Here is a 20,020-nt window from a genome sequence, read left to right as displayed (position 1 = left end):
GATGGAAAGCATATATTTGAGCTTAGGAAGTAATATCGGTAATCGACAAGAAAATCTTGAGAAAGCGATAGAGTATCTAGGTAATGATAAGAATCTAATAGTTGACCAGGTCTCTGAGTATTACGAAACATCCCCAGTGGGAGACATTGTGCAGGATAACTTTTTAAATATTGCTGTTAAGGTTTTCACAACTTATACACCTGGGGAATTACTAAAACAGATTCATAAAATAGAGGCATTTTTAAAACGAATCCGTAAAGTGCACTGGGGTCCACGGACATTGGATATTGATATTATTTTTTGGGGAAACAAGCAGTTTAAGACATCTGAACTGACTGTTCCACACCAAGAGACATTTAATCGCTTATTTGTTTTGATTCCGTTGCTTGATATTTACGAAAAAACCGGTCCGTTTTACTCACAAATCAAAGAAACAATTATGATCTTAGAACAGGAAGAACAAGATCAGAAAATTACACGTGTTCCTAAAAAAGACAGTCGAACTGTAACAATTGAACGAGCTATAACAACCTTACTGGTGGCAATTGGTGATGACCCTAAGCGTGAAGGAATAGTTGAGACTCCAAAACGAGTCGCTAAGATGTACCAAGAGATTTTTGCCTCCCAAAGTCAAGATGATTTTCAAGACTATAAAGTTTTTAAGACACCGAAGAAGGATAATGCTCAAATGGTGTTGGTCAAGGATATTCCCTTTTATTCAATGTGTGAGCACCATATGCTGCCTTTTTTTGGGAAAGTTCATGTTGCCTATATTCCTCAAAATGGTAAGATTATTGGTCTAAGCAAAATCCCGCGTTTAGTTGATTTCGTTTCACGAAGATTAAGTTTACAGGAAAAGATAACAAGTGATATTGCTGAAACGTTGACGAAGATCTTGAATCCAGCAGGAGTTGCGGTTATGGCTGAAGCACGACATATGTGTGTTGAGATGCGCGGTGTTAAAAAAAGCAGCTCGTTAACACGTACAACTTATTTTACAGGTGATTTTGATTTGAATGCCCAACTTCGGGCTGAATTTTTAAGTACTTTAAAATAAATATGTAAGGAAGAACACAGTAGTGATAACTAATAATTCAGAAGAAAGATTACCGACGACACTCTATGGTCAAGGGGACCGGATTGCTTTAATAAAAAAAGTCTTACAGCAATTACAGCAGCCAGATGAGAATTTTAAAATAATCCATGTTTGCGGAACAAATGGTAAAGGTTCTACTTGTACAATGATTGCTGCTTTACTACAGAATATGAATTATAAAACGGGTTTGTTCAGTAGCCCTTTTATAACGAACATAACAGAATGTATTCAGATAAATAGACAGCCAATCGCTCAAAGTATGCTAAAATCATACACTGATAAAGTTAAACAAACATTAGTTGAAATGGGGCTTGAACTGACGGCACTTTCTTCTTTTGAGCTACTTTTTAGTGCTGCAATGCTTTATTTTTCAGATAAGAAAGTTAATTATGTTGTTCTTGAATGTGGTTTAGGTGGGGAGTTGGATGCAACTAATGCAGTGTCACAGACCACGTATGCTGTTTTTACTAAAATCGGTTTAGATCACACCGCTGTCTTAGGGAAGACGATTGCGGAAATTGCAACGACCAAATCAAAAATTATCCGGGAAAAAGAAACGGTAATCCTTGCACCTAAACAGCGTGAAAAGACCCTTGCAGTTCTAAAAAAGCAGGCATATAAAATGCATGCACATATTCATTCAGCAGCTTGGACAAAAATTACGTTTACTGAGGAAAAGACACTAATTAGAAAAGCATGCTGGCAGACGACTACGCAAAAGATTCTTTTTGACTATTCACTTCGGGGTTCATATCAAAAAGAGAATTTAGCAACAGTCTTGACCTGGCTGGATATCTTTTTAAAAAGACAACATAGAAAGATTAACAGGCAGCGATTGCTTGAAGGAGCACTTTCAAATATTGTCATTCCGGGTAGATTTGAAAGTGTCAGTACGCAACCTTCAATTATACTAGATGCGGCACATAATATTGATGGAATCAATGCTTTCGTGGAAACTGTAAATCAATTATACCCAACTTCTGAAAAGATTTTGTTAGTTGGCTTTTTAAGGGATAAGGATTATAAACACTGTATTGAAGAGTTGTTGAAACTCAAAAAAACACAATTTATCATTACTGAACCCGATAATCAGGAGCGAAAACTGACGGCTAAAGAATTACAAATAAGCTTTCAGGATGCTACGGGAAAACAGCTACCGCAGTTCGCGGATCCAGTCGCCGCTCTTGAATATGCTTTAAAAATTAAGCCCGAAAAGGACGCGTTGATACTAGTAGTAGGATCATTTTATCTATTGAAAGTAATTCGCCAACTATTTACGAATGAAAAGAGGAAGGAATAAATTTGCTTATTACGGAAGAAAAGACTGCACTTAAGAATAAGTTCAAGGCACAGGTAACGTTAAAATTTAGCGGGAACTTGGATGAAATAAAACAGTTGTTACTACTATTGGTTGAAGAAAAATTGGATTTTAATACGTTAGAAGGCAAGATAACGGCGGTAGTACCACTAAATAAATTGAGAAAGTTAATTTTAAAATGGCCGGATATTTTTGGAATGGAAAGTGATCGTTTAAAAGAAATTTTACAAGAAAATAGTGTCTTTTTTACAGGAGCCGGTTTTTCTTTTGATATAACAACACAACCCTTGATCTATTCAATTGTAAATGTTACACCTGATTCATTTTATGATGGTGGGGTCAATAATGACCTTAAGACGGTTTTAAAAAAGATTGAGCTTGAACAAGAGGCTGGTGCGACTTTTTTTGAATTAGGCGGCAAATCTTCAAAGCCTAATTTTGTAGATATCAGCGCTGAAGAAGAATGGCAGCGAATCGCACCTTACATTAAAGAAATTAAGCGGGTCTTTCCTGACGTGATTCTGGCGTTAGACTCTAACACGGATAGTGTTGTTGAGCGTGCTCTAAGTGCAGGGGTACAAATTATAAACGATATTGATGGCTTTGTATCTGAACAAAAACTCAGAGCGGTAAGTGAGTATAAGCCAGCAGTTGTGACAATGTTTAATGGCCGTAATAATCTTGAGAAAACGCAGCATTTCGATGAGTATTTAAAAAAATATTTTGAAAAAGCAATCGTAAGATTAACAGATTGTGGCTTAAAAACAAGTAATATTGTACTTGATCCAGGAGTCGGTTTTTCTAAAACAAACGTTTTTGAGTTTGATCTTTTAAAAGTGAAGGTACTTCGATCACTGGTTGAATTAGGTTTACCGTTAATGGTCGCTATTTCCCGTAAAAGCTTTATGAGTAAATTGTTTAATTTAAAAGAAAATGAGAGATTGCTGCCGACATTATTGTTTGAAAGTCAGATGGTTCAACAAGGAGGACGTCTTTTACGTGTACACGATGTTAAAGAAACCAAAGAGATGCTTGATATCTATAAATTATTCGAAGAATTTTAAGGCTTTTTGAAAGAAGGATTTAAAATGATGATTGAAACTGAGGTCTCAGCAGCGCTTGATTATTTAACACAGCAGGATTTTGCCTGGGTAACCCTTAATAAGCTACGTAAGATTAAGGAAGAGTTGCTTAAGGCAGAGGGAGATCTGAGAAACCGTAAAACTGCATTACACCTGTCAGCCAGTGCAGTTGTTTTTAAACAGGAAAAATGTTTTTTTATTATGCATCCCTATTTAAAACAAATACTTTTACCAGCGGGTCATGTTGAACCAGGTGAGAAGCCTTACGCTTGTGCAATTAGAGAATTCAAAGAAGAAACTGGTCACCAAGCTGTTTCTAGCATACATGAGGCATCGCAACTCAAAAGCTTGATTGACATTAACCTCATTCATATTCCTCGTAACTCTTTAAAGAATGAAGCAAGTCATTATCACATTGATTTGCGTTATCAGTTGAAGCTAGCTGTTACAAATAAGCAACCGATTAACGCTGAATTGCCTGTGTTTCTATTAAAAAAAGAACAAGCTCCGTGTGAATTTCAAGGATATTATACTTTAGTGAATGTTTAAGAAGATACATTAATTTTGATAAACAAAAAAATGGTTTTACAATATTGAGTGTTGATGTAAAAATTCAGCAACACTCAATATTGTAGAACCATTTAATGTTAATCTAAAAGTAAGACGTTCTTTTTATTTTTTCAATTTATCTATTTTCTCTAGTTTTAATAATATTTTTTAGGTATTATCTTGATTGTATATCGTAACATTAACTATTAAGTTGTACAATGAAATAGATAGAAGATTATATCAGTGTGTCTTGCAGAGGTGTTAATCAAAATTAAAGAGGCGATATAGATGTTGAAGTTTAACAAAGTTTATGAATGCTCGTTTTACTACTTTCTGATAATTTATGTTTTGGAATTATTTTTAGCTTGTATCCTATACTTTTATTTACCAAGCATAGTTCCGCTGCATATAGGGTTAAGCTCCGTGGATTATTGGGGAAGAGGAAAGTATCTAGTTTTCATATTACCCTTGTTATTAATATGTGTTAGTTATGTTAGTAAGTCAAGCTATGTAGAAAGAAAATATCTTCCAGGGACACGTACTACTTTTCTTGTTAAATTATTTTTGCTTATGTTACAAGTGTTATGTTTATTTGGCTCAATTAATTATTTTTATATTTTAATAATGTTGGTTTTTAAGGGAAGTAGTTTTCTGCACTAAAAAACTGCTACTCGATTGAGTAACAGCCACTTGCCGCCAGAAGAAAATTTGTAGTTCTCCTTTTGATTCTCTTTTTTTGTAATTCAGTAAACGTAGGCTACATCTATTTAAAATAAAAAACCAGCAATATCGCTCCTTTACAAGCCATAATCACTGGTTACATGTTAACTTATGGATCATGCCGGACTTGAACCGGCGACCTCCTACATGCGAAGCAGGCGCTCTCCCAACTGAGCTAATAACCCGTTAACCAGAACTATTTTAGCACATATTATAGTTAGAGGCAAAGCCTAATTAAAAGTGTCAAGAGCCTATATTAGCGATATTAGAAGAAAAATAGTTATTTGATAAATAAATGAGATAAAAATAAAAAATTATAGTTACTTTTACTTAAATTTTAATCGGATTAACCGATTAATAATCTTAGTGGTACTGATAAGTGAATAGAATGTCAATCTTATTAAACATAAGACGTTAACTGAAGGAGTTTTGAAGATGGAAACCGATAAAATAATCGAAACCGCAATTTCAACTGCGTTTTCAAAAAAACTAGCAATTATACTTTTTGATACGAATAGAAAAGTTATTTACGCAACACCGTTATTTGCTAAAACTTTAGGCTATAGTGTTCCTGAGTTGATGGAACTACATCATCAAGATCTATGTTTTCCAGAGTTTTCACAGAGTGAGGCTTACCACCTTTTTTGGAATAATTTACTTAATGGACAAAGTTTTCAAGACCGAATTATCCGTAAAAGCAAAAATGATAAAAAGGTTTATCTAGAAGCAAATTATTTTCCTATTACAGATGACAAAAAACAGGTTATTTCTGTGATGAAGGTTTGTTTTGATATTACCGCGCGGACAAAGAAATCTAATACAGCGTTAGCGGGTGTTCAAAATATCTCATCAACACTAAATGATTTATCCAAAACAGGGCAAGATACACTGGTCTCCTTGCAGGAAGATATGCAAAATATTATGACTTTTTCTGAAAAGAATAAGGAAACAAGTGTTGTTTTGTCGAAACAAGCTGCCCAGGCTGACGGAATTATTAATGCAATTCGTGAAATCTCGCGACAAACTAATATGTTAGCAATCAATGCGGCGATTGAAGCTGCGCGTGCGGGTGAACAGGGGCAAGGCTTTAATGTTGTCGCAAAGGAGATTCGTGAATTATCCTCTCAAGTTCATAAAGAAGCAATTAATATTCAGGAAAGAATCGGTAATATTGCACAACAAGTTCAAAATATTTCTACTAGCTCTGAGGAAACACTTACGATGATCTCATCTACCCACCAAATGATGGAAGAAAATAAGCAGTCTTACGATGTCTTAACAGATGAATCATCACAGTTACGTAGTTCAGTTGCGGCATTAAATGATCTGTTTACTGTTAGTCACGGTAATATTAAACCCGGAGAGCTAGGTTAATAGGCTTAAGAATAAGTACATTATTTGTCGTTGAAGATTGACGATAAATAATGTGCTTTTTTGATCATGAAATATTGTTTATAATGCTCCCAGGAAAGAAGAGTAGCTTAGGTACATTATTTTTGAATAATAATGTTACAATGAAGGCAGCAAGGAAGAGTAGATTAAAATGTAGATTAGACCTTATTATTTGAATTTTTTGCTGGTTTTTCCATGGGTTATCCATGGAAGTTAGTCGAATTGAATTTTTAAATAGGGGGGAGTTCTATGGGTTACGAACGTATTTTAGTTGGTCTAGATGGTTCAAAACAAGCGGATCTTGCTTATACTGCAGCATGCGACTTGGCGCGGACATTTTCAGCAGAACTATACTTGTTATGGGTAGTTAATCGGGACCGCGGGATGGATTGGTCATTCAGAGTCAGTGATGACTTTTATCAAGATCAAGCACAAGAAGCGGAAGGAAAAATCAAGCCCTATATGGAAAAAGCACAAAAAACTGGGATTGATGTTACAGGTAAAGTAATTATTGGTAACACTAAAACAGTTTTAGCAACTTCTTTTCCAGAAGAACATAAGATTGACTTAATTGTTTTAGGTGATACCGGATTGAATGCTCTTGAAAAAGTGATGATTGGTTCACATACGAGTTATGTCTTAAGAAATGCTGATTGCTCAGTATTGGTCGTAAAATAATAACCGAAATAAAAATAAATAATATAAAGTTAATAAGAATAACTGAATCAAAATTTTATTTTTGAACCAGTTACTCTTATTTATTTTATCCAAATACGTGCTAATGAATAGTTGATTGGCTATTATGACATCTAGCTATTAAAAACTTTATGTAGTTATTGTTGAGAGAACTATTGACAAGACACCCCCTAAAGGTGTTTACTTTAATTACAGTTTTTATGGGTGTCAAGACACTTAGGGGGCTGAATTTAAAGTATTATTGGAGGTTCAGGAATATTGCAAAACAAATATGCGCCTAAATCATTACTCATTGCGACTGGTTTAGCATGGTTATTTGATGCAATGGATGTTGGGATGCTTTCTTTTGTAATCGCAGCTCTTAAATTAGAGTGGCATCTTAATGAGGTCCAACTAGGTTGGATTGGCAGCGTTAGTTCAATTGGAATGGCTTTGGGAGCTATTTTATTTGGTATTCTAGCAGATCGTTTGGGTAGAAAAGATGTCTTGATTATGACGCTCTTAGTTTTTTCGATAGGAACAGGACTATCAGCCTTAACAACAGGTTATGCATCATTTATTATTTTACGTTTTTTTGTTGGTACCGGTCTTGGTGGTGAGCTGCCAGTTGCTTCGACGTTAGTTTCAGAGAACGTTCCGGTTGAAAGCCGTGGTAGGATAGTTGTTTTGCTGGAGAGTTTTTGGGCAGGAGGCTGGCTTGTTGCAGCAATTATCTCATACTTTGTTATTCCAGTATGGGGCTGGCGGATTGCTTTACTTTTCTCAGCTTTGCCAGCTTTATATGCTCTTTACCTACGCTATGGTTTACGTGAGTCTCAGAGCTATATTAAAAAAAATAGTCTTGTTAAGCAGGAGCGGCCTGAGCTTATTACCGCATTGAAAGAATTGTGGTCACCTCGGTATGCTAGAGCTACTTTAATGTTGTGGGTAGTCTGGTTTATGGTTGTTTTTTCTTACTATGGTATGTTTTTATGGCTGCCAAGTGTCCTTGTTCTTAAGGGTTATAGTATAATTCATAGTTTTGGATACACTTTAATTATGACATTATCTCAGCTGCCAGGTTACTTTGTTGCAGCTTGGTTAGTTGAGCGTCTAGGACGTAAATGGGTTTTAACCTTTTTTTTATTAGGAACTGCGGTTAGTGCTTTAGGTTTTGGAACTGTGGATGGAATAAGTTCAATCTTACTTTTTGGTATTTTACTATCTTTCTTCAATCTTGGAGCATGGGGGACGCTTTATGCATATTCACCCGAACAGTACCCGTTAGAAATTCGCGGGACAGGGACAGGCGTTGCAGCGGGTGTTGGTCGTATTGGCGGAGTGCTAGGTCCCTTAATGGTAGGGAGTTTAATAAGCCAAGGAGCTTCTTTCACAATTATTTTTGGTGTGTTTTGTATTTCAATTATTATTGCAGTAATTATGATTGTTGTTTATGGGCATGAAACGATGGGAAAAGTACTTGATAATTAGCGAAAATTTACTTAAATAAATACACTAAAAGACTAAGTCAGAGTGATTTTGACTTAGTCCTCTTTAGCTTATTCAATCAAATAAATTACGGTATTCTCCATAACCAGCTTGTTCCAATTTGTTGACAGGAATAAATTTTAATGCAGCAGAATTTATACAGTAACGCATGCCGCCAGCGTCAACAGGCCCATCATTAAAAACATGTCCAAGATGGGAGGCTGCTTCTTGGCTTTTGACTTCTGTTCGTGTCATTAACAAAGAATTGTCAACATGTTCAGTAATATTTTCTTTTTTGATCGGTTGCGTAAATGAAGGCCAGCCACAGCCCGCATCATATTTATCTTTTGAGCTGAAGAGTGCCTGCCCACTAACGACATCAACGTAGATACCATCCTGATAGAAATCATCATATTTACCGGAAAAGGGGTGCTCAGTAGCTGCATGTTGAGTTACCTCATATTCTTCCTTTGAGAGTCGTTCCTTTAATTCCTTGTCGCTTTCCACTAAGGGTCACTCCTTTGCAATATTATTTAATTATTTACAGTTCATATACTACTAGAGTACTTAGTATGTGCAAATAATCAGCTTGCCATGGCGAGGGCACGCGTACTGGTGACAATGAAAAACAAAGGCTGTTGAAGATGTTAAGATAGACCCTATTAAATTCCCAATTAAGAAGGGAATTCTAAGCCCCATGAGGTTCGTACTGAGTCAAGAAGATGTGCGATATCATGTGATAAGTCTAGTTGACCATTATCATGGCCGTTTTCGATATAGCGCTGTATGTCTGCTACTTCATAACACAGTGCTTGGCTTGAATTACCAGCTACGATCGTGTTATGTTGCTCTGTATGTGCATCAGCGGTATAAGTAAATTCAGCTGTTGTTGCCCGTGGGTAATTATTTATCTCGACATATCCTTTAGTTCCTGAAACGAGTCCGCGCTTGGGTTGCTTAGCGCGCATTGATAACGAAATAACGGCTAACTGCTGGCGACTGTTTTTTAGGATAATTCCTGCTTGCTCATCGACCCCAGTTTCAAAAAATTTAACGGTTGTCAGGGTCGTATTAGGTTGTTCAGCTAAGAAAAGCCGTGCAAAAGCAACGGCATAACCCCCGATATCCAAAAGAGCCCCACCAGCAAGATCCTTATTGAAGAAGCGGTTTTGCGGGTCAAAGTCCTTAAGGCTGCCAAAATTAACTTGAATCATCTTGATTTTTCCCAGCTTATTTGCAGCGATTTCGTGTAACACTTTCTTAAAGATCGGCATATGATATAAAGTGAAACCCTCTGATAAAATTTTCCCTTTTGTTTTAGCTAACTGTTGAACTTCATCAAACTGTTTGGCATTAACAGTAATAGCTTTCTCACAAAGAACATGTTTCCCAGCATTCAAGGCTTTTTTTATATAATCATAATGAAAGATATGTGGTGTAGCAATATAAATAATGTCAATTTTAGGATCGGCTAACATATCTGCTACGGTAAGATAGTATTTTTTTATATGTTTATCAGCAGCAAATTTAATCAGTCGATCTTTATTTAAAGCTGTGACAGCATATATTTCACCATTGACTTGATTTAAAGCATCAGCCATTTCATGTGCTATCCAGCCTGTTCCTATTAAACCCCAATTATATTTTTTCATGCTAGCTCCCCCTTGGTTATTAAACTCGTTTTGTCACCTAGATCAGTTATAATCGCAGATGCCAACTGATGAAAATACGAAGTACTGACAACTCCATTGAACTGACTGAGCTGCGTTTGTAGTTCGTTGATATTTTGCCATGAAGCGGCATAACAATCTATTAGCTGGTTACCGTCTGGTGTCCGTGCCCAGCTGGCGATACCGCCACCGCTTCGTTGAACGGCTCGTAACCCAAGGCGTGTAGTAAACTGCAAAACTTGTGGTATGGCGGCAGTAATTACTTCCAAGGTTAATGGGATGTGGTGGTTCAGGAGCGGAGTTACTTTCGCAGCGGGAGCTAAAATTATATAGTTTACTGCTGTTTGTGCGTAAATCTTCTCTGATGTATGAATACCACCGCCGCTCTTGAGAAGATTAAGTTGGTAATCTACGCTGTCACAGCCATCAAAAGCAAGATCAAGCTTACCAATCTGTGAGAGTGTTTTGACAGTTAGCCCAAGTTCTTGGCATTTTAGTTCCGTTAGTTCAGAAGGAGTACAGATTGTGAGCGGAAGATTGCGAGTCTCGGCAATTCTACATGCTAGTTTAGTAACATTACTGCCACCACCAAGACTCACGGTCATATGAGGTCGAAGCATATTTAAAGCAACATCAATAATTGTTTCCATAAAGATCCCTCTTTTTTGAATATTAATTTCATAAATAATAAAAATAAGAAAAATATTTACAAATGAATGATAACGTATCCGGTGATAGCTGTCAATAATAATGAGCACACTTGACAAGCTGATAAAATGTGGAATACATTTGGAGTAAATCTTTTGTGAAGTACTTTTTAGTGGATAGTGGGGGAAAAGATGAACAGTGAAGTAAATATTATTGACTTTATTTACAGTAAAGTAAATGGCATGACTAAGACTGATCAGAAAATAGCGCAAGTAGTTCTAGCCGATCCTGCAGGAATTATTAACGACACAATTTTAAAATTGGCAAAAAAAGCACAGGTCAGTGAAGCCTCGGTATCTCGTTTTTGTAGAAATTTAAACCTAGCGGGTTTTCATGAGTTTAAGATGCAATTGGCTAAAGTTGCCACTGATGAAAATAGTTATTATCGAAAAATTGATAGCCGTAATAGCAGTCAGGCACTTGAAAGTATTAAAGATAACAAAATAGCCGAGATAACCAATACCATGATGCAGGTTTCACCATCTACTATTGATAAAGTACTAGATATAATCCAAAAGGCCAGTATTGTTCAGATAGCTGCTGAAGGGGATACCTATCCAGTAGTTGCAGATGCTATCTACAAATTCAATCAAAGCGGTTTTCTAACTATTGGGTCTGAATCATGGGAGACTTCTGTTGCACAAACTTTAAACTTAAACAAACAGGCTGTTTTGATGGTGATTTCTAATTCAGGGGAAACACGCTCCTTATTAAAGCAAATAGATATTGCACGTCAAAGAGGAATAAAAATTATCGCTATCACCAATCGTGCTGATTCACCAATCGCCTTAAAGGCGGATCTACACCTAACAACAGCAGTCAGGCAAAGGGTACTACAAGCCGAGTATTATTTTTCAAGAGTTGCCGCGATGACAGTGATCGAATCGTTATATCTTTTATTACTTGCAAAAGATAAAGAACGACTTAATCACATCAGGGAACATGAAGAGATTATCTCAAATAAAAAGATTTGATGAATTGTTTTTTAAATCTTTATATTAATTTTGTCTTATGTAATTAATAGAATAAAATGATCTATAAAACAGCTAGTATAAAAAAATATTTATTAATTTTATAAATAGCATTTAAGCTGCTGTGACAATTTAATTGCACAATGCAATTGTTTTTTTTGCGTTATGCAATTAAAGATATATAGAAATAGTTTCTTTGAAGAATATTGCTTAGAAGATGATTGGTAATAGCATAATTTATCTAATTAAATTATGCTTATATTATAGTTTTATTTAATGGCTATAAACACAAAAATCTTGGTTGCAGGGGTACTTCCGCAATCAAGATTTCCAAATGTAGTTTTCCTATATGGAAAGTAGGTTAAAAAATAGCAGTCAGTTCTTTTAGAACTAAAACTGTCCTTACAGCAAGCTCTGCATAAGATAAGCATTTGAAGGAGAATTCAAATTTATTTCTTACAAGAGCAGTGTACAGGATTTGATAAATTAAGCTACTAAAGTAGGTTTCAATATAACTAACCTACGAGTCTATGTTACATAACTTTTAGTGATTGTGCAATAATTATTAAATGAAAAGCACTTTAAGACAGATCTGAACTGCTTTTATTGTTTGACTTTGAAGTTTATTGAACAATATCATTTCTATGTCTCGTATTTTTAGTTATTCCTAGACCGCTAAAAGATGCAGTGGTATTCTTTCAACTAATCGATAATGATCGAACTTTGATGAAAGACTTTTTACCCTAGTTTGAAATGATTAAAATGCTTGAGAATGAAAAAAATGTCTTTCACACGTAACACGTAGTAAATACTAATTTCGTCAAAGTCGTTGTTTAACACTTGATATATACCAACGATATTCCTTTATAAATGTGTAGTTGGCTTCATATATAAGTTTTGGTATTGTTAATGTGAAATATATTTCACATTAGGAAGTTGAAGAAAATGGATATTGTTAATCAAGCAAAAAAATATCGTAAACTACATCGTTTAACTCAAGAAGCATTAGCTCAAGCGGTGGGTGTATCTCGAAGGACAATTATTTCCCTCGAAAAGGGGAAATATACTCCTTCGCTTTTACTGGCACTACAGTTAGCTGATTTTTTTCAAGTTAATATAAGCGAAATATTTTATTTAGATAAGCAGATGGGAATATAAGAGTATGAAAAAAATAATTTTTGAACAAATAGGAAATATAGGAATGGTCCTTTTGCTGATGGCTGCACTTGTCCAGACAGTTACTTCCTCTAGCAGAAATACTATTTTATTAGGTAATTGGTGGTTTATATTTTTAGGTTGGATTATCCTATTTGGTATTTTAAAGTATCTATATTCAAAAACTGCTAGAAAAGGTGGTTACAGTTTTATGGCTGGAGAATTTAGTATTCAGGATGAACGCGAGCGGGCAGTCTCAAATCGGGCAACTGTTTTTGCATATAAAATGACAATTATATTTTTAATTTGTGCCATCCTTATATTTGCAGTATTAAATCTTGAAGTTGTTCAGCTTAAAGTATTAGGAATTGTTTTATTAAGTAGCGGTATTATAATCGGTTTTTTAGCATATATGCTGGCGTGGATCTTTTATGATTTACGTATTTAGAAAAGGGGTTTGAATTAGCTCTAGTAGTAAGTAATGGTTTATTGAAAGTAAAAAACCTTTTGAATTATAGTTTATCTTGGAGCTGGTTTGAATAATGTATGCTACTTAAAAAAGCTACAGTATTTAGCTTATTTGTTACAAGCAACCAAGTGTAGATTAAGAATAAGGTGATGTATTATGAAGATGATAGGGCGATCTCCTATGTGGATTTATCTTCAAAGGCCAAGTAAGAACTGCTAAGGAGAGATCGGCAATCCCTTCCTGCTTAGACAGAGGTTTGATCACAGTCGTTTGAGTTTGAATGAATTTAATTTCTAATATGCGAGGATAGGTGATAGTAATGGAAGTAAACTATGAAGAAATATTGAATGATATTTATAACCTAATACTTAATCCTGCAACTCGTGAGTGGGAACGGACTCAATTGGTAGAAGCTAAGAACCAGTTTAAAGTTGATCATAGTTTTAGTCAGCCGCTTGGGGAACTTGAATTTGCCTTGCGGCCATTAGCTTTACGAAATAATTTGACGCCAGATGTAGCAGATTTTTATAGGAAAATTACGAATGAGCGGACTCCCAATAAAGACTTCGATATTGCACAACATCAAAATGAAAGGCTGCCATACCAAGAACGTGCGATTTTTGCAGGTGGTTGTTTTTGGTGTATGGTAGAACCCTTTGAAGCTAAAAAGGGTATTATTTCAGTTTTGTCAGGCTATACAGGAGGCCACACGAAAGAACCAACATATGATCAAGTACTGAGTGGCTCTACGGGACATGTTGAAGCAGTTGAAATTATCTTTGATACACGAATAATAAGTTATGCAGAGTTGGTTGAGCTTTATTGGGACTTAACTGATCCTACAGATGAGTTCGGGCAGATTGCGGATCGAGGTAGTAATTACCGTCCCGTCATTTTTGTTGAAAATGTACAGCAGCGCCAGATAGCCGAACAATCAAAAAAACGTTTAATTGAGTCGCGTCGCTATAAAAGACCAATTGTGACCGCGATTGAAGAAGTAGCTCCTTTTTGGCCAGCTGAAAACTATCACCAACAGTTTTATAAAAAAAATCCGCAAAGATATAAACGAATAAAACGGATGCGGCAACAATATCTCGCTTTTCAAAATTTTCAAAATAAGTTCCTAAGTATAGCTAAAAAATTTACGAAGAATGACTAAGAAGATCACTTAAAAAGTAAAAAACTTAGGGAAAAGGGCTTTATTTAGTACATTTTTATTTATAAATCTGTAATGAATACCGGTGAGTTTGTCGACCATCGGTGTTTTTTTTGGTACAGTATACTACGGAGTTAAATTAAATTAATGAATGTTACCCTCAATATCACGCGAGAGAAGGGAAAAAAGATGGCTAAATTTAAAGGTATTCGTTGGAGTTACTGGATACCATTGCTTTTTCTAGCAGCTCTTTGTGCCCTTTTCGTGCGCTCTTTTTTACTTGTTCCATTAGAGATCGAGGGAAATTCAATGGAACCGACATTGCACTCACGGCAAAAAGTTATCGTTCAAAATTTTGGTAGCATCCAACGCTTTGATGTGGTTATTATCAAAATGCCCGATGGTAACACATATATTAAACGAGTAATTGGAATGCCGGGTGATAGAATAGCTTATCATAATGATAGGCTTTATATTAATGGAGACCATATTAAAGAAAACTTTCTTAAACGGGTGATCAGACAAGAGCCAAATCAAACATATACTTCTGATTTTTCATTGAAAGAGTTGACAGGGTTGAGTCGGGTCCCCACGCGGCAGTATTTTGTGTTAGGCGATAATAGAAGAATAAGCAAGGATTCACGGACTTTTGGAACTGTTAAAGCAAGTTGGATAACCGGACGTGCGCTTATTGTTTATTGGCCAATAATAGATTTGAAAAAGATTGGTAAAAATTAGGAGGACTTACTACTATGACAGTTATTCAATGGTTTCCAGGCCATATGGCAAAGGCACTACGCCAAGTTAAAGAAAATATAAAAAAAGTTGATATTGTGTTAGAACTAGTAGACGCTCGTCTACCTGAGTCTTCACGTAATCCGCAGCTTTCTGAAATCTTACAAAACAAACCCAATATCATTGTATTAACAAAAAAGGATTTAGCCAATACTGTTAAAACAAAAGAATGGGTTAATTATTATGAAAAAAATGGTAGTCCAGCGCTTGCGGTAAATAGCTTAAAGGATAGTTTGAAGAGTATTGAACGTAAAATCACTGATGTCTTAAGCACAAAAATTGCAACTCAAAAAGAGCGCGGGATTTTGCATAAACGAATTCGAGTAATGTGTATTGGAATCCCTAATGTCGGTAAGTCAACACTTTTAAACCACTTAGTTAAGAAGAATGTGGCTCAAGTTGGTAATAAGCCAGGGGTTACTAAGTCACAACAATGGCTTAAGGCGGGTAAAAACTTAGCACTGCTAGATACACCAGGAATTCTATGGCCCAAGTTTGAGGATCAGATTATTGGTAAAAAGCTTGCATTGACAGGGGCAATTAAAGATACATTGTTCGCGAAAGATGACGTTGCGCTGTATACACTTGAACACTTTTTAAAAAATAACCCTAAGAAGCTAACAGAACGTTATCATCTTGAAGAAGGTGATTTACAAAAGACGCCAGTTGATTTGTTACTATTGATCACTAAGAAGATGGGATTTCAGTATGATTATGACCGTGCTAGTGACCGGTTGATCTTAGAATGCCGTAAGGGAAAATTAGGCACTTATACCTTGGATGAGATTCCAGCAGCTAGCTAAAAAATAAGTACTGAATATGATGTATGAGAGTGAGAAAAATGACAAATAAATTAACCATTGCGAGGATAAAGAAACTTTTAGCACAAAAACCTGATAAGGAATTTATTGATAAGTTAGGAGCTGATCCGCGTAAAGGGGCACAAGCACAGTTAAAAAGCTATTTACGTAAGACAGCTAAAATAAAAAAGCAAAGGGCTCAATTTGAGGAACGTTTTTCTTTTGAAAAACAGTTTTGGAGTGAAGGATGTGCACATGTAGCCGGAATTGATGAGGCTGGTCGCGGTCCTCTAGCTGGACCGGTAGTTGCTGCTGCCGTTATTTTGCCCCATAATTTCAGTTGGGTGGAAGTCAACGATTCAAAACAGCTTTCCGCAGCTAAACGCGAATATCTCTATGATAAAATCCTAGAAGAGTCACTTGCAGTTGGAATCGGTTATGCAGATAATAATTTAATTGATGAAATTAATATCTACCAGGCGACACGTTCAGCGATGAGAGATGCTGTCACAGCTTTAAAGCTTACACCGCAGCAATTAATTATTGATGCGATGCAAATTGAAACTGTGATCCCGCAACTAAAACTTATTAAAGCAGACGCAAGAAGCGTTAGCGTTGCAGCTGCAAGCATTGTTGCAAAAGTTAGCCGTGATCATCTAATGAATTATTATGATACTTTGTATCCAGCTTATGATTTTAAGGATAATAATGGTTATGGAACTGCTAAGCATCTTGCCGCACTTAGTACTTATGGTGTAACGCCGATTCACCGGCAGACATTTGAACCAATTAAATCAAATATCTTAGCGTAGCTTGGCGGGACTTTAGCGTATTTTTAGTTAAACTTACACTAAGGTGGGATTTAAATGAAAATACAAGAATTTATCGTTGCATTACATTTGTGCGGCGGGATCAGCAGAAAGGATATATACCGAATATGCCGCTGGATGATAAAAAATGAGCTGCAGCTTCCTACAGAAAAAATAATAGATAACCTACTGACTTGCTCACTTAAGAAAAGAGAGCTTTTTTGGCGTAATTTTACTAGTCCTATTTTACAAAAAAGGCTTGCGCAAAACTTGTATTATAGTAAGGTGGTCACTATTATTGATAAAAAGTATCCGCCACAACTGTTAGAAACTTTTGCACCACCAGTTGCTCTTTTTTACCAAGGAAAGCTGTCTTTAAGTAATTACGCTACTTCATTGGCAATCGTCGGTGCGCGTGAAAATAGCCCCTATGCAGTTACGGTTTTAAAACGATTATTGCCAGAAGTCATTTCTTCTGGTATTGTAACCCTGAGCGGATTAGCTCAAGGGGTTGATAGTCTTGTGCATAAGTTAACAATGGATTATCAAGGTAGAACTGTTGCCGTGATTGGAACTGGACTTGACGTTGTTTATCCCCAAAATAATGCTATTTTACAAGATAAGATCAGCACAAGTGGTCTTTTATTAACTGAGTATGGTCTCGGTCAACCGCCAAGACGTTATCATTTTCCAGAGCGGAATCGAATTATTGCTGGCCTTTGCCGCAGTACGTTAGTTGTTGAAGCGCGACAGCACAGTGGCAGTTTGATAACAGCCAATCTTGCTTTACAAGAGAATCGGAATGTTTTGGCTGTTCCTGGGGCGATTAATGCACCCTTATCTGCAGGGACTAACGCCTTGCTAGCAGCTGGTGCAAAACCTGTTTTGAATGCCAGCCATATTATTGAAGAGTTTGATTATACTTGACAAATGTTAAGCATATGACCTAAGATAATTAGCGATTTTTATAATTTGAAAATGTGAATAAAGGAGTTTGGTAAATGCCAAAGGTCCAAAGAAAAAAAACCAAAAGAAAGATTAAGAAAAAGTTAGTTATTGTTGAGTCCCCTTCTAAAGCGAAAACGATTGAAAAATATTTAGGATCACGTTATAAGGTAATGGCAAGTTTAGGTCATATTCGTGATTTACCTAAAAGTACAATGGGTGTTGATGTAGAGAATGATTATGCACCGCATTATATCTCAATCAGAGGTAAGGGCGATGTTATCAAAGAATTACGTAAAGAAGCAAAAAAAGCAGACAGCATCTATCTTGCAGCCGATCCAGATCGTGAGGGGGAAGCAATTGCATGGCACTTATCGTATTTATTAGGATTAGATACTAAAGATAAAAACCGTGTTGTTTTTAATGAGATAACGAAGGATGCAGTTAAGAACGCATTCAAAACACCGCGTTCAGTTGATATGGATCTTGTTGATGCTCAGCAAGCGCGACGTATTTTAGACCGTTTGGTAGGTTATTCCATCAGTCCTTTGTTATGGGCTAAGATAAAAAAAGGTTTAAGTGCAGGACGGGTCCAGTCAATCGCTTTGAATCTAATTATTAAACGTGAAAAAGAGATTCGTGAGTTCAAGCCGGAAGAATACTGGACGATCGATTCACAATTTAAAGCTGGGCGAACTAAGTTTGATGCCATTTTTTACGGTTATAAGGGTAAAAAGCTGGCATTGCATAATAATGATGATGTTCGTAATATCATCCAAAAAATAGATCAGAAAAAGCCTTTCAAAATTACACGTGTTGAACGTAAAGAACGGAAACGATTCCCTGCTTTACCTTTTACGACAAGTACAATGCAGCAGGTTGCTAATAATTCACTGCGTTTTAGAACACAAAAGACGATGATGGTCGCACAACAACTGTATGAAGGAATTAATATTGGTAAGGGTGGAGTAGTTGGGCTGATTACTTATATGCGAACTGATTCAACCCGTATTTCATCATTAGCTAAGCATGAAACTTCCACATTTATTCATGAGAATTATGGTGCTGAGTATGCAGCAGTCAAACCACGTAAGGGTAAGCTACCCGAGGGAGCACAAGATGCCCACGAAGCGATCAGGCCTTCATCTGTTCTGCGGACACCAGCATCCCTAAAGGATTATTTAAATAAGGATCAATTTAAGCTCTATTCATTGATTTGGTCACGTTTTGTCGCAAGTCAGATGACACCAGCAATTTCAGATACGATGTCAGTTAATATCGTCCAAAACGATGTACTCTACCGAGCTAAGGGTTCTAAAATGAAGTTTCCTGGTTTCACTAAAGTTTATGCTGAGAGTAAAAAGAAGGATAATGAACTTCCAGAGTTAAAGCAAGATGATGAAGTTATCATGGTTAAAAACCAGCCTAATCAGCACTTCACGCTCCCACCAGCTCGTTATAGTGAAGCAACGTTAATTAAAACATTGGAAGAAAATGGTGTTGGGCGTCCTTCGACGTATGCACCAACTTTAGCTACAATTCAGAAACGTTATTATGTTAAACTAGTTTCGCGAAAGTTTGAACCAACTGAGTTAGGCGAAATCGTCAATGAAATGATTGAAAAATGTTTTCCAGATATTTTAAACGTTGACTTTACAGCTCAGCTAGAAGAACACCTAGATGAGATTGAAGAAGGAAAACAGAAATGGGTCAAAGTAGTTGATAGTTTTTATCAGCCTTTTTCAAAAGAAGTAGTTGCTGCTGATGCTAAAATGGCTAAAGTACGAATCAAAGATGAGCCTGCTGGGATCAACTGTGACATTTGTGGAGCGCCATTGGTTATTAAACTGGGGCGTTACGGTAAATTTTATGCATGCAGCCGTTTCCCATATTGTCGTAATACTAAGCCAATTACAAAAGAGATCGGAGTAACTTGCCCAATCTGCCACCAAGGTCAGGTAGTTGAACGAAAATCTAAGAAGAATCGTATTTTTTATGGCTGTTCAAGGTATCCTGACTGTGATTTTGTTTCTTGGGACAAACCAGTTGGTCGTGATTGCCCTAAGTGTCAACATTTTCTGGTCGAGAAGAAAACAAAGAAGGGTAAACAAGTTAAGTGCAGTAATTGTGATTATGAAGAAGAGATTCAAAAATAGCAGTTACTAATAACATAAGAATGTTTTAGTTCTTTCTAAGATTGATGCTAATAGTGTACTGACCTC

At 36.2% G+C, this 20,020-nt stretch carries 19 protein-coding genes and 1 tRNA gene; 16 read left to right on the top strand and 4 right to left on the bottom strand.

What is annotated here, in order from left to right; translation table 11 throughout:
* The first annotated feature begins 1 nt into the window (after window position 1).
* Genes folE through FC81_RS06215 form a run of 4 tightly spaced genes read left to right on the top strand, consistent with a single transcriptional unit; the run spans window position 2 to window position 4,045 of the window.
* Window positions 2–1,057 (top strand): GTP cyclohydrolase I FolE, encoded by a 1,056-nt coding sequence (gene folE, locus FC81_RS06230; protein WP_057744393.1) that lies wholly within the window; start codon window positions 2–4, stop codon window positions 1,055–1,057.
* Between the two features lie 22 nt (window positions 1,058–1,079).
* Window positions 1,080–2,396, top strand: coding sequence for a bifunctional folylpolyglutamate synthase/dihydrofolate synthase (locus FC81_RS06225; protein ID WP_235804646.1), 1,317 nt, complete (start codon window positions 1,080–1,082; stop codon window positions 2,394–2,396).
* 2 nt (window positions 2,397–2,398) lie between these two features.
* A complete protein-coding gene (gene folP, locus FC81_RS06220) occupies window positions 2,399–3,478 on the top strand; it encodes a dihydropteroate synthase (protein ID WP_235804645.1) in 1,080 nt (359 codons plus the stop codon).
* 24 nt (window positions 3,479–3,502) lie between these two features.
* Window positions 3,503–4,045 carry an NUDIX domain-containing protein gene (locus FC81_RS06215; RefSeq protein WP_057744390.1) on the top strand — a complete coding sequence of 181 codons (543 nt, stop codon included), beginning with the start codon at window positions 3,503–3,505 and terminating at the stop codon, window positions 4,043–4,045.
* A gap of 832 nt (window positions 4,046–4,877) precedes the next feature.
* Here FC81_RS06215 and FC81_RS06210 read toward each other — a convergent pair.
* Window positions 4,878–4,950 (bottom strand) — tRNA-Ala (locus FC81_RS06210).
* A 250-nt stretch (window positions 4,951–5,200) separates the two neighbouring features.
* Between FC81_RS06210 and FC81_RS06205 the strand changes: the two genes are divergently transcribed.
* The 3 genes from FC81_RS06205 (at window position 5,201) to FC81_RS06195 (ending at window position 8,323) form a co-directional block, all read left to right on the top strand.
* Window positions 5,201–6,139, top strand: coding sequence for a methyl-accepting chemotaxis protein (locus FC81_RS06205; RefSeq protein WP_057744387.1), 939 nt, complete (start codon window positions 5,201–5,203; stop codon window positions 6,137–6,139).
* Window positions 6,140–6,406: 267 nt separating this feature from the next.
* Complete coding sequence (locus tag FC81_RS06200) at window positions 6,407–6,835, top strand: universal stress protein (RefSeq protein ID WP_057744384.1); 429 nt, start codon at window positions 6,407–6,409, stop codon at window positions 6,833–6,835.
* Between the two features lie 273 nt (window positions 6,836–7,108).
* On the top strand, window positions 7,109–8,323 hold the full coding sequence (locus FC81_RS06195; protein ID WP_057744381.1) for an MFS transporter: 1,215 nt from the start codon (window positions 7,109–7,111) through the stop codon (window positions 8,321–8,323).
* A 72-nt stretch (window positions 8,324–8,395) separates the two neighbouring features.
* Here the strand turns inward: FC81_RS06195 and msrB are convergent, their stop codons facing one another.
* From msrB to FC81_RS06180, 3 genes are all read right to left on the bottom strand, one after another.
* A complete protein-coding gene (msrB, locus tag FC81_RS06190) occupies window positions 8,396–8,827 on the bottom strand; it encodes a peptide-methionine (R)-S-oxide reductase MsrB (RefSeq protein ID WP_057744378.1) in 432 nt (143 codons plus the stop codon).
* Window positions 8,828–8,994: 167 nt separating this feature from the next.
* Window positions 8,995–9,972, bottom strand: a complete 978-nt coding sequence (locus FC81_RS06185) for a Gfo/Idh/MocA family protein (protein ID WP_057744376.1) — start codon at window positions 9,970–9,972, stop codon at window positions 8,995–8,997.
* Window positions 9,969–10,640, bottom strand: a complete 672-nt coding sequence (locus FC81_RS06180) for a ribose-5-phosphate isomerase A (RefSeq protein WP_057744373.1) — start codon at window positions 10,638–10,640, stop codon at window positions 9,969–9,971. The genes FC81_RS06185 and FC81_RS06180 overlap by 4 nt, the downstream gene beginning before the upstream one ends.
* Before the next feature lie 189 nt (window positions 10,641–10,829).
* Between FC81_RS06180 and FC81_RS06175 the strand changes: the two genes are divergently transcribed.
* The 9 genes from FC81_RS06175 (at window position 10,830) to topA (ending at window position 19,954) form a co-directional block, all read left to right on the top strand.
* A complete protein-coding gene (locus FC81_RS06175) occupies window positions 10,830–11,672 on the top strand; it encodes a MurR/RpiR family transcriptional regulator (RefSeq protein WP_057744370.1) in 843 nt (280 codons plus the stop codon).
* A 942-nt stretch (window positions 11,673–12,614) separates the two neighbouring features.
* Entirely contained in the window at window positions 12,615–12,827 is a 213-nt protein-coding gene (locus tag FC81_RS06170) for a helix-turn-helix transcriptional regulator (RefSeq protein ID WP_057744367.1), read from the top strand.
* A gap of 4 nt (window positions 12,828–12,831) precedes the next feature.
* Complete coding sequence (locus FC81_RS06165) at window positions 12,832–13,272, top strand: DUF2178 domain-containing protein (RefSeq protein ID WP_057744364.1); 441 nt, start codon at window positions 12,832–12,834, stop codon at window positions 13,270–13,272.
* A gap of 340 nt (window positions 13,273–13,612) precedes the next feature.
* The gene (gene msrA / locus FC81_RS06160) at window positions 13,613–14,452 is read left to right on the top strand and encodes a peptide-methionine (S)-S-oxide reductase MsrA (protein WP_057744361.1); all 840 of its coding nucleotides are present in this window, start codon (window positions 13,613–13,615) and stop codon (window positions 14,450–14,452) included.
* A 186-nt stretch (window positions 14,453–14,638) separates the two neighbouring features.
* Window positions 14,639–15,187, top strand: a complete 549-nt coding sequence (lepB, locus tag FC81_RS06155) for a signal peptidase I (protein ID WP_057744358.1) — start codon at window positions 14,639–14,641, stop codon at window positions 15,185–15,187.
* Window positions 15,188–15,201: 14 nt separating this feature from the next.
* A complete protein-coding gene (gene ylqF / locus FC81_RS06150; protein WP_057744355.1) occupies window positions 15,202–16,047 on the top strand; it encodes a ribosome biogenesis GTPase YlqF in 846 nt (281 codons plus the stop codon).
* A gap of 38 nt (window positions 16,048–16,085) precedes the next feature.
* Window positions 16,086–16,856, top strand: coding sequence for a ribonuclease HII (locus tag FC81_RS06145; protein WP_057744352.1), 771 nt, complete (start codon window positions 16,086–16,088; stop codon window positions 16,854–16,856).
* A 54-nt stretch (window positions 16,857–16,910) separates the two neighbouring features.
* On the top strand, window positions 16,911–17,780 hold the full coding sequence (gene dprA, locus FC81_RS06140; RefSeq protein ID WP_057744349.1) for a DNA-processing protein DprA: 870 nt from the start codon (window positions 16,911–16,913) through the stop codon (window positions 17,778–17,780).
* A 74-nt stretch (window positions 17,781–17,854) separates the two neighbouring features.
* Entirely contained in the window at window positions 17,855–19,954 is a 2,100-nt protein-coding gene (gene topA / locus FC81_RS06135) for a type I DNA topoisomerase (protein WP_057744346.1), read from the top strand.
* The last annotated feature ends 66 nt before the right edge of the window (window positions 19,955–20,020 follow it).

The organism is Liquorilactobacillus capillatus DSM 19910, assembly GCF_001434915.1.
GTDB classification, from domain to species: domain Bacteria; phylum Bacillota; class Bacilli; order Lactobacillales; family Lactobacillaceae; genus Liquorilactobacillus; species Liquorilactobacillus capillatus.
This window is presented reverse-complemented; position numbering and strand designations above follow the sequence as displayed.

Excerpts from the sequence above, each read along its gene's own strand:
- folE (WP_057744393.1), top strand. The coding sequence starts at position 2 with ATGGAAAGCATATATTTGAGCTTAGGAAGTAATATCGGTAATCGACAA.
- FC81_RS06215 (WP_057744390.1), top strand. The coding sequence starts at position 3,503 with ATGATGATTGAAACTGAGGTCTCAGCAGCGCTTGATTATTTAACACAG.
- FC81_RS06205 (WP_057744387.1), top strand. The coding sequence starts at position 5,201 with ATGGAAACCGATAAAATAATCGAAACCGCAATTTCAACTGCGTTTTCA.
- FC81_RS06200 (WP_057744384.1), top strand. The coding sequence starts at position 6,407 with ATGGGTTACGAACGTATTTTAGTTGGTCTAGATGGTTCAAAACAAGCG.
- FC81_RS06185 (WP_057744376.1), bottom strand. The coding sequence starts at position 9,972 with ATGAAAAAATATAATTGGGGTTTAATAGGAACAGGCTGGATAGCACAT.
- FC81_RS06180 (WP_057744373.1), bottom strand. The coding sequence starts at position 10,640 with ATGGAAACAATTATTGATGTTGCTTTAAATATGCTTCGACCTCATATG.
- FC81_RS06175 (WP_057744370.1), top strand. The coding sequence starts at position 10,830 with ATGAACAGTGAAGTAAATATTATTGACTTTATTTACAGTAAAGTAAAT.
- FC81_RS06170 (WP_057744367.1), top strand. The coding sequence starts at position 12,615 with ATGGATATTGTTAATCAAGCAAAAAAATATCGTAAACTACATCGTTTA.
- FC81_RS06165 (WP_057744364.1), top strand. The coding sequence starts at position 12,832 with ATGAAAAAAATAATTTTTGAACAAATAGGAAATATAGGAATGGTCCTT.
- msrA (WP_057744361.1), top strand. The coding sequence starts at position 13,613 with ATGGAAGTAAACTATGAAGAAATATTGAATGATATTTATAACCTAATA.
- lepB (WP_057744358.1), top strand. The coding sequence starts at position 14,639 with ATGGCTAAATTTAAAGGTATTCGTTGGAGTTACTGGATACCATTGCTT.
- ylqF (WP_057744355.1), top strand. The coding sequence starts at position 15,202 with ATGACAGTTATTCAATGGTTTCCAGGCCATATGGCAAAGGCACTACGC.
- FC81_RS06145 (WP_057744352.1), top strand. The coding sequence starts at position 16,086 with ATGACAAATAAATTAACCATTGCGAGGATAAAGAAACTTTTAGCACAA.
- dprA (WP_057744349.1), top strand. The coding sequence starts at position 16,911 with ATGAAAATACAAGAATTTATCGTTGCATTACATTTGTGCGGCGGGATC.
- topA (WP_057744346.1), top strand. The coding sequence starts at position 17,855 with ATGCCAAAGGTCCAAAGAAAAAAAACCAAAAGAAAGATTAAGAAAAAG.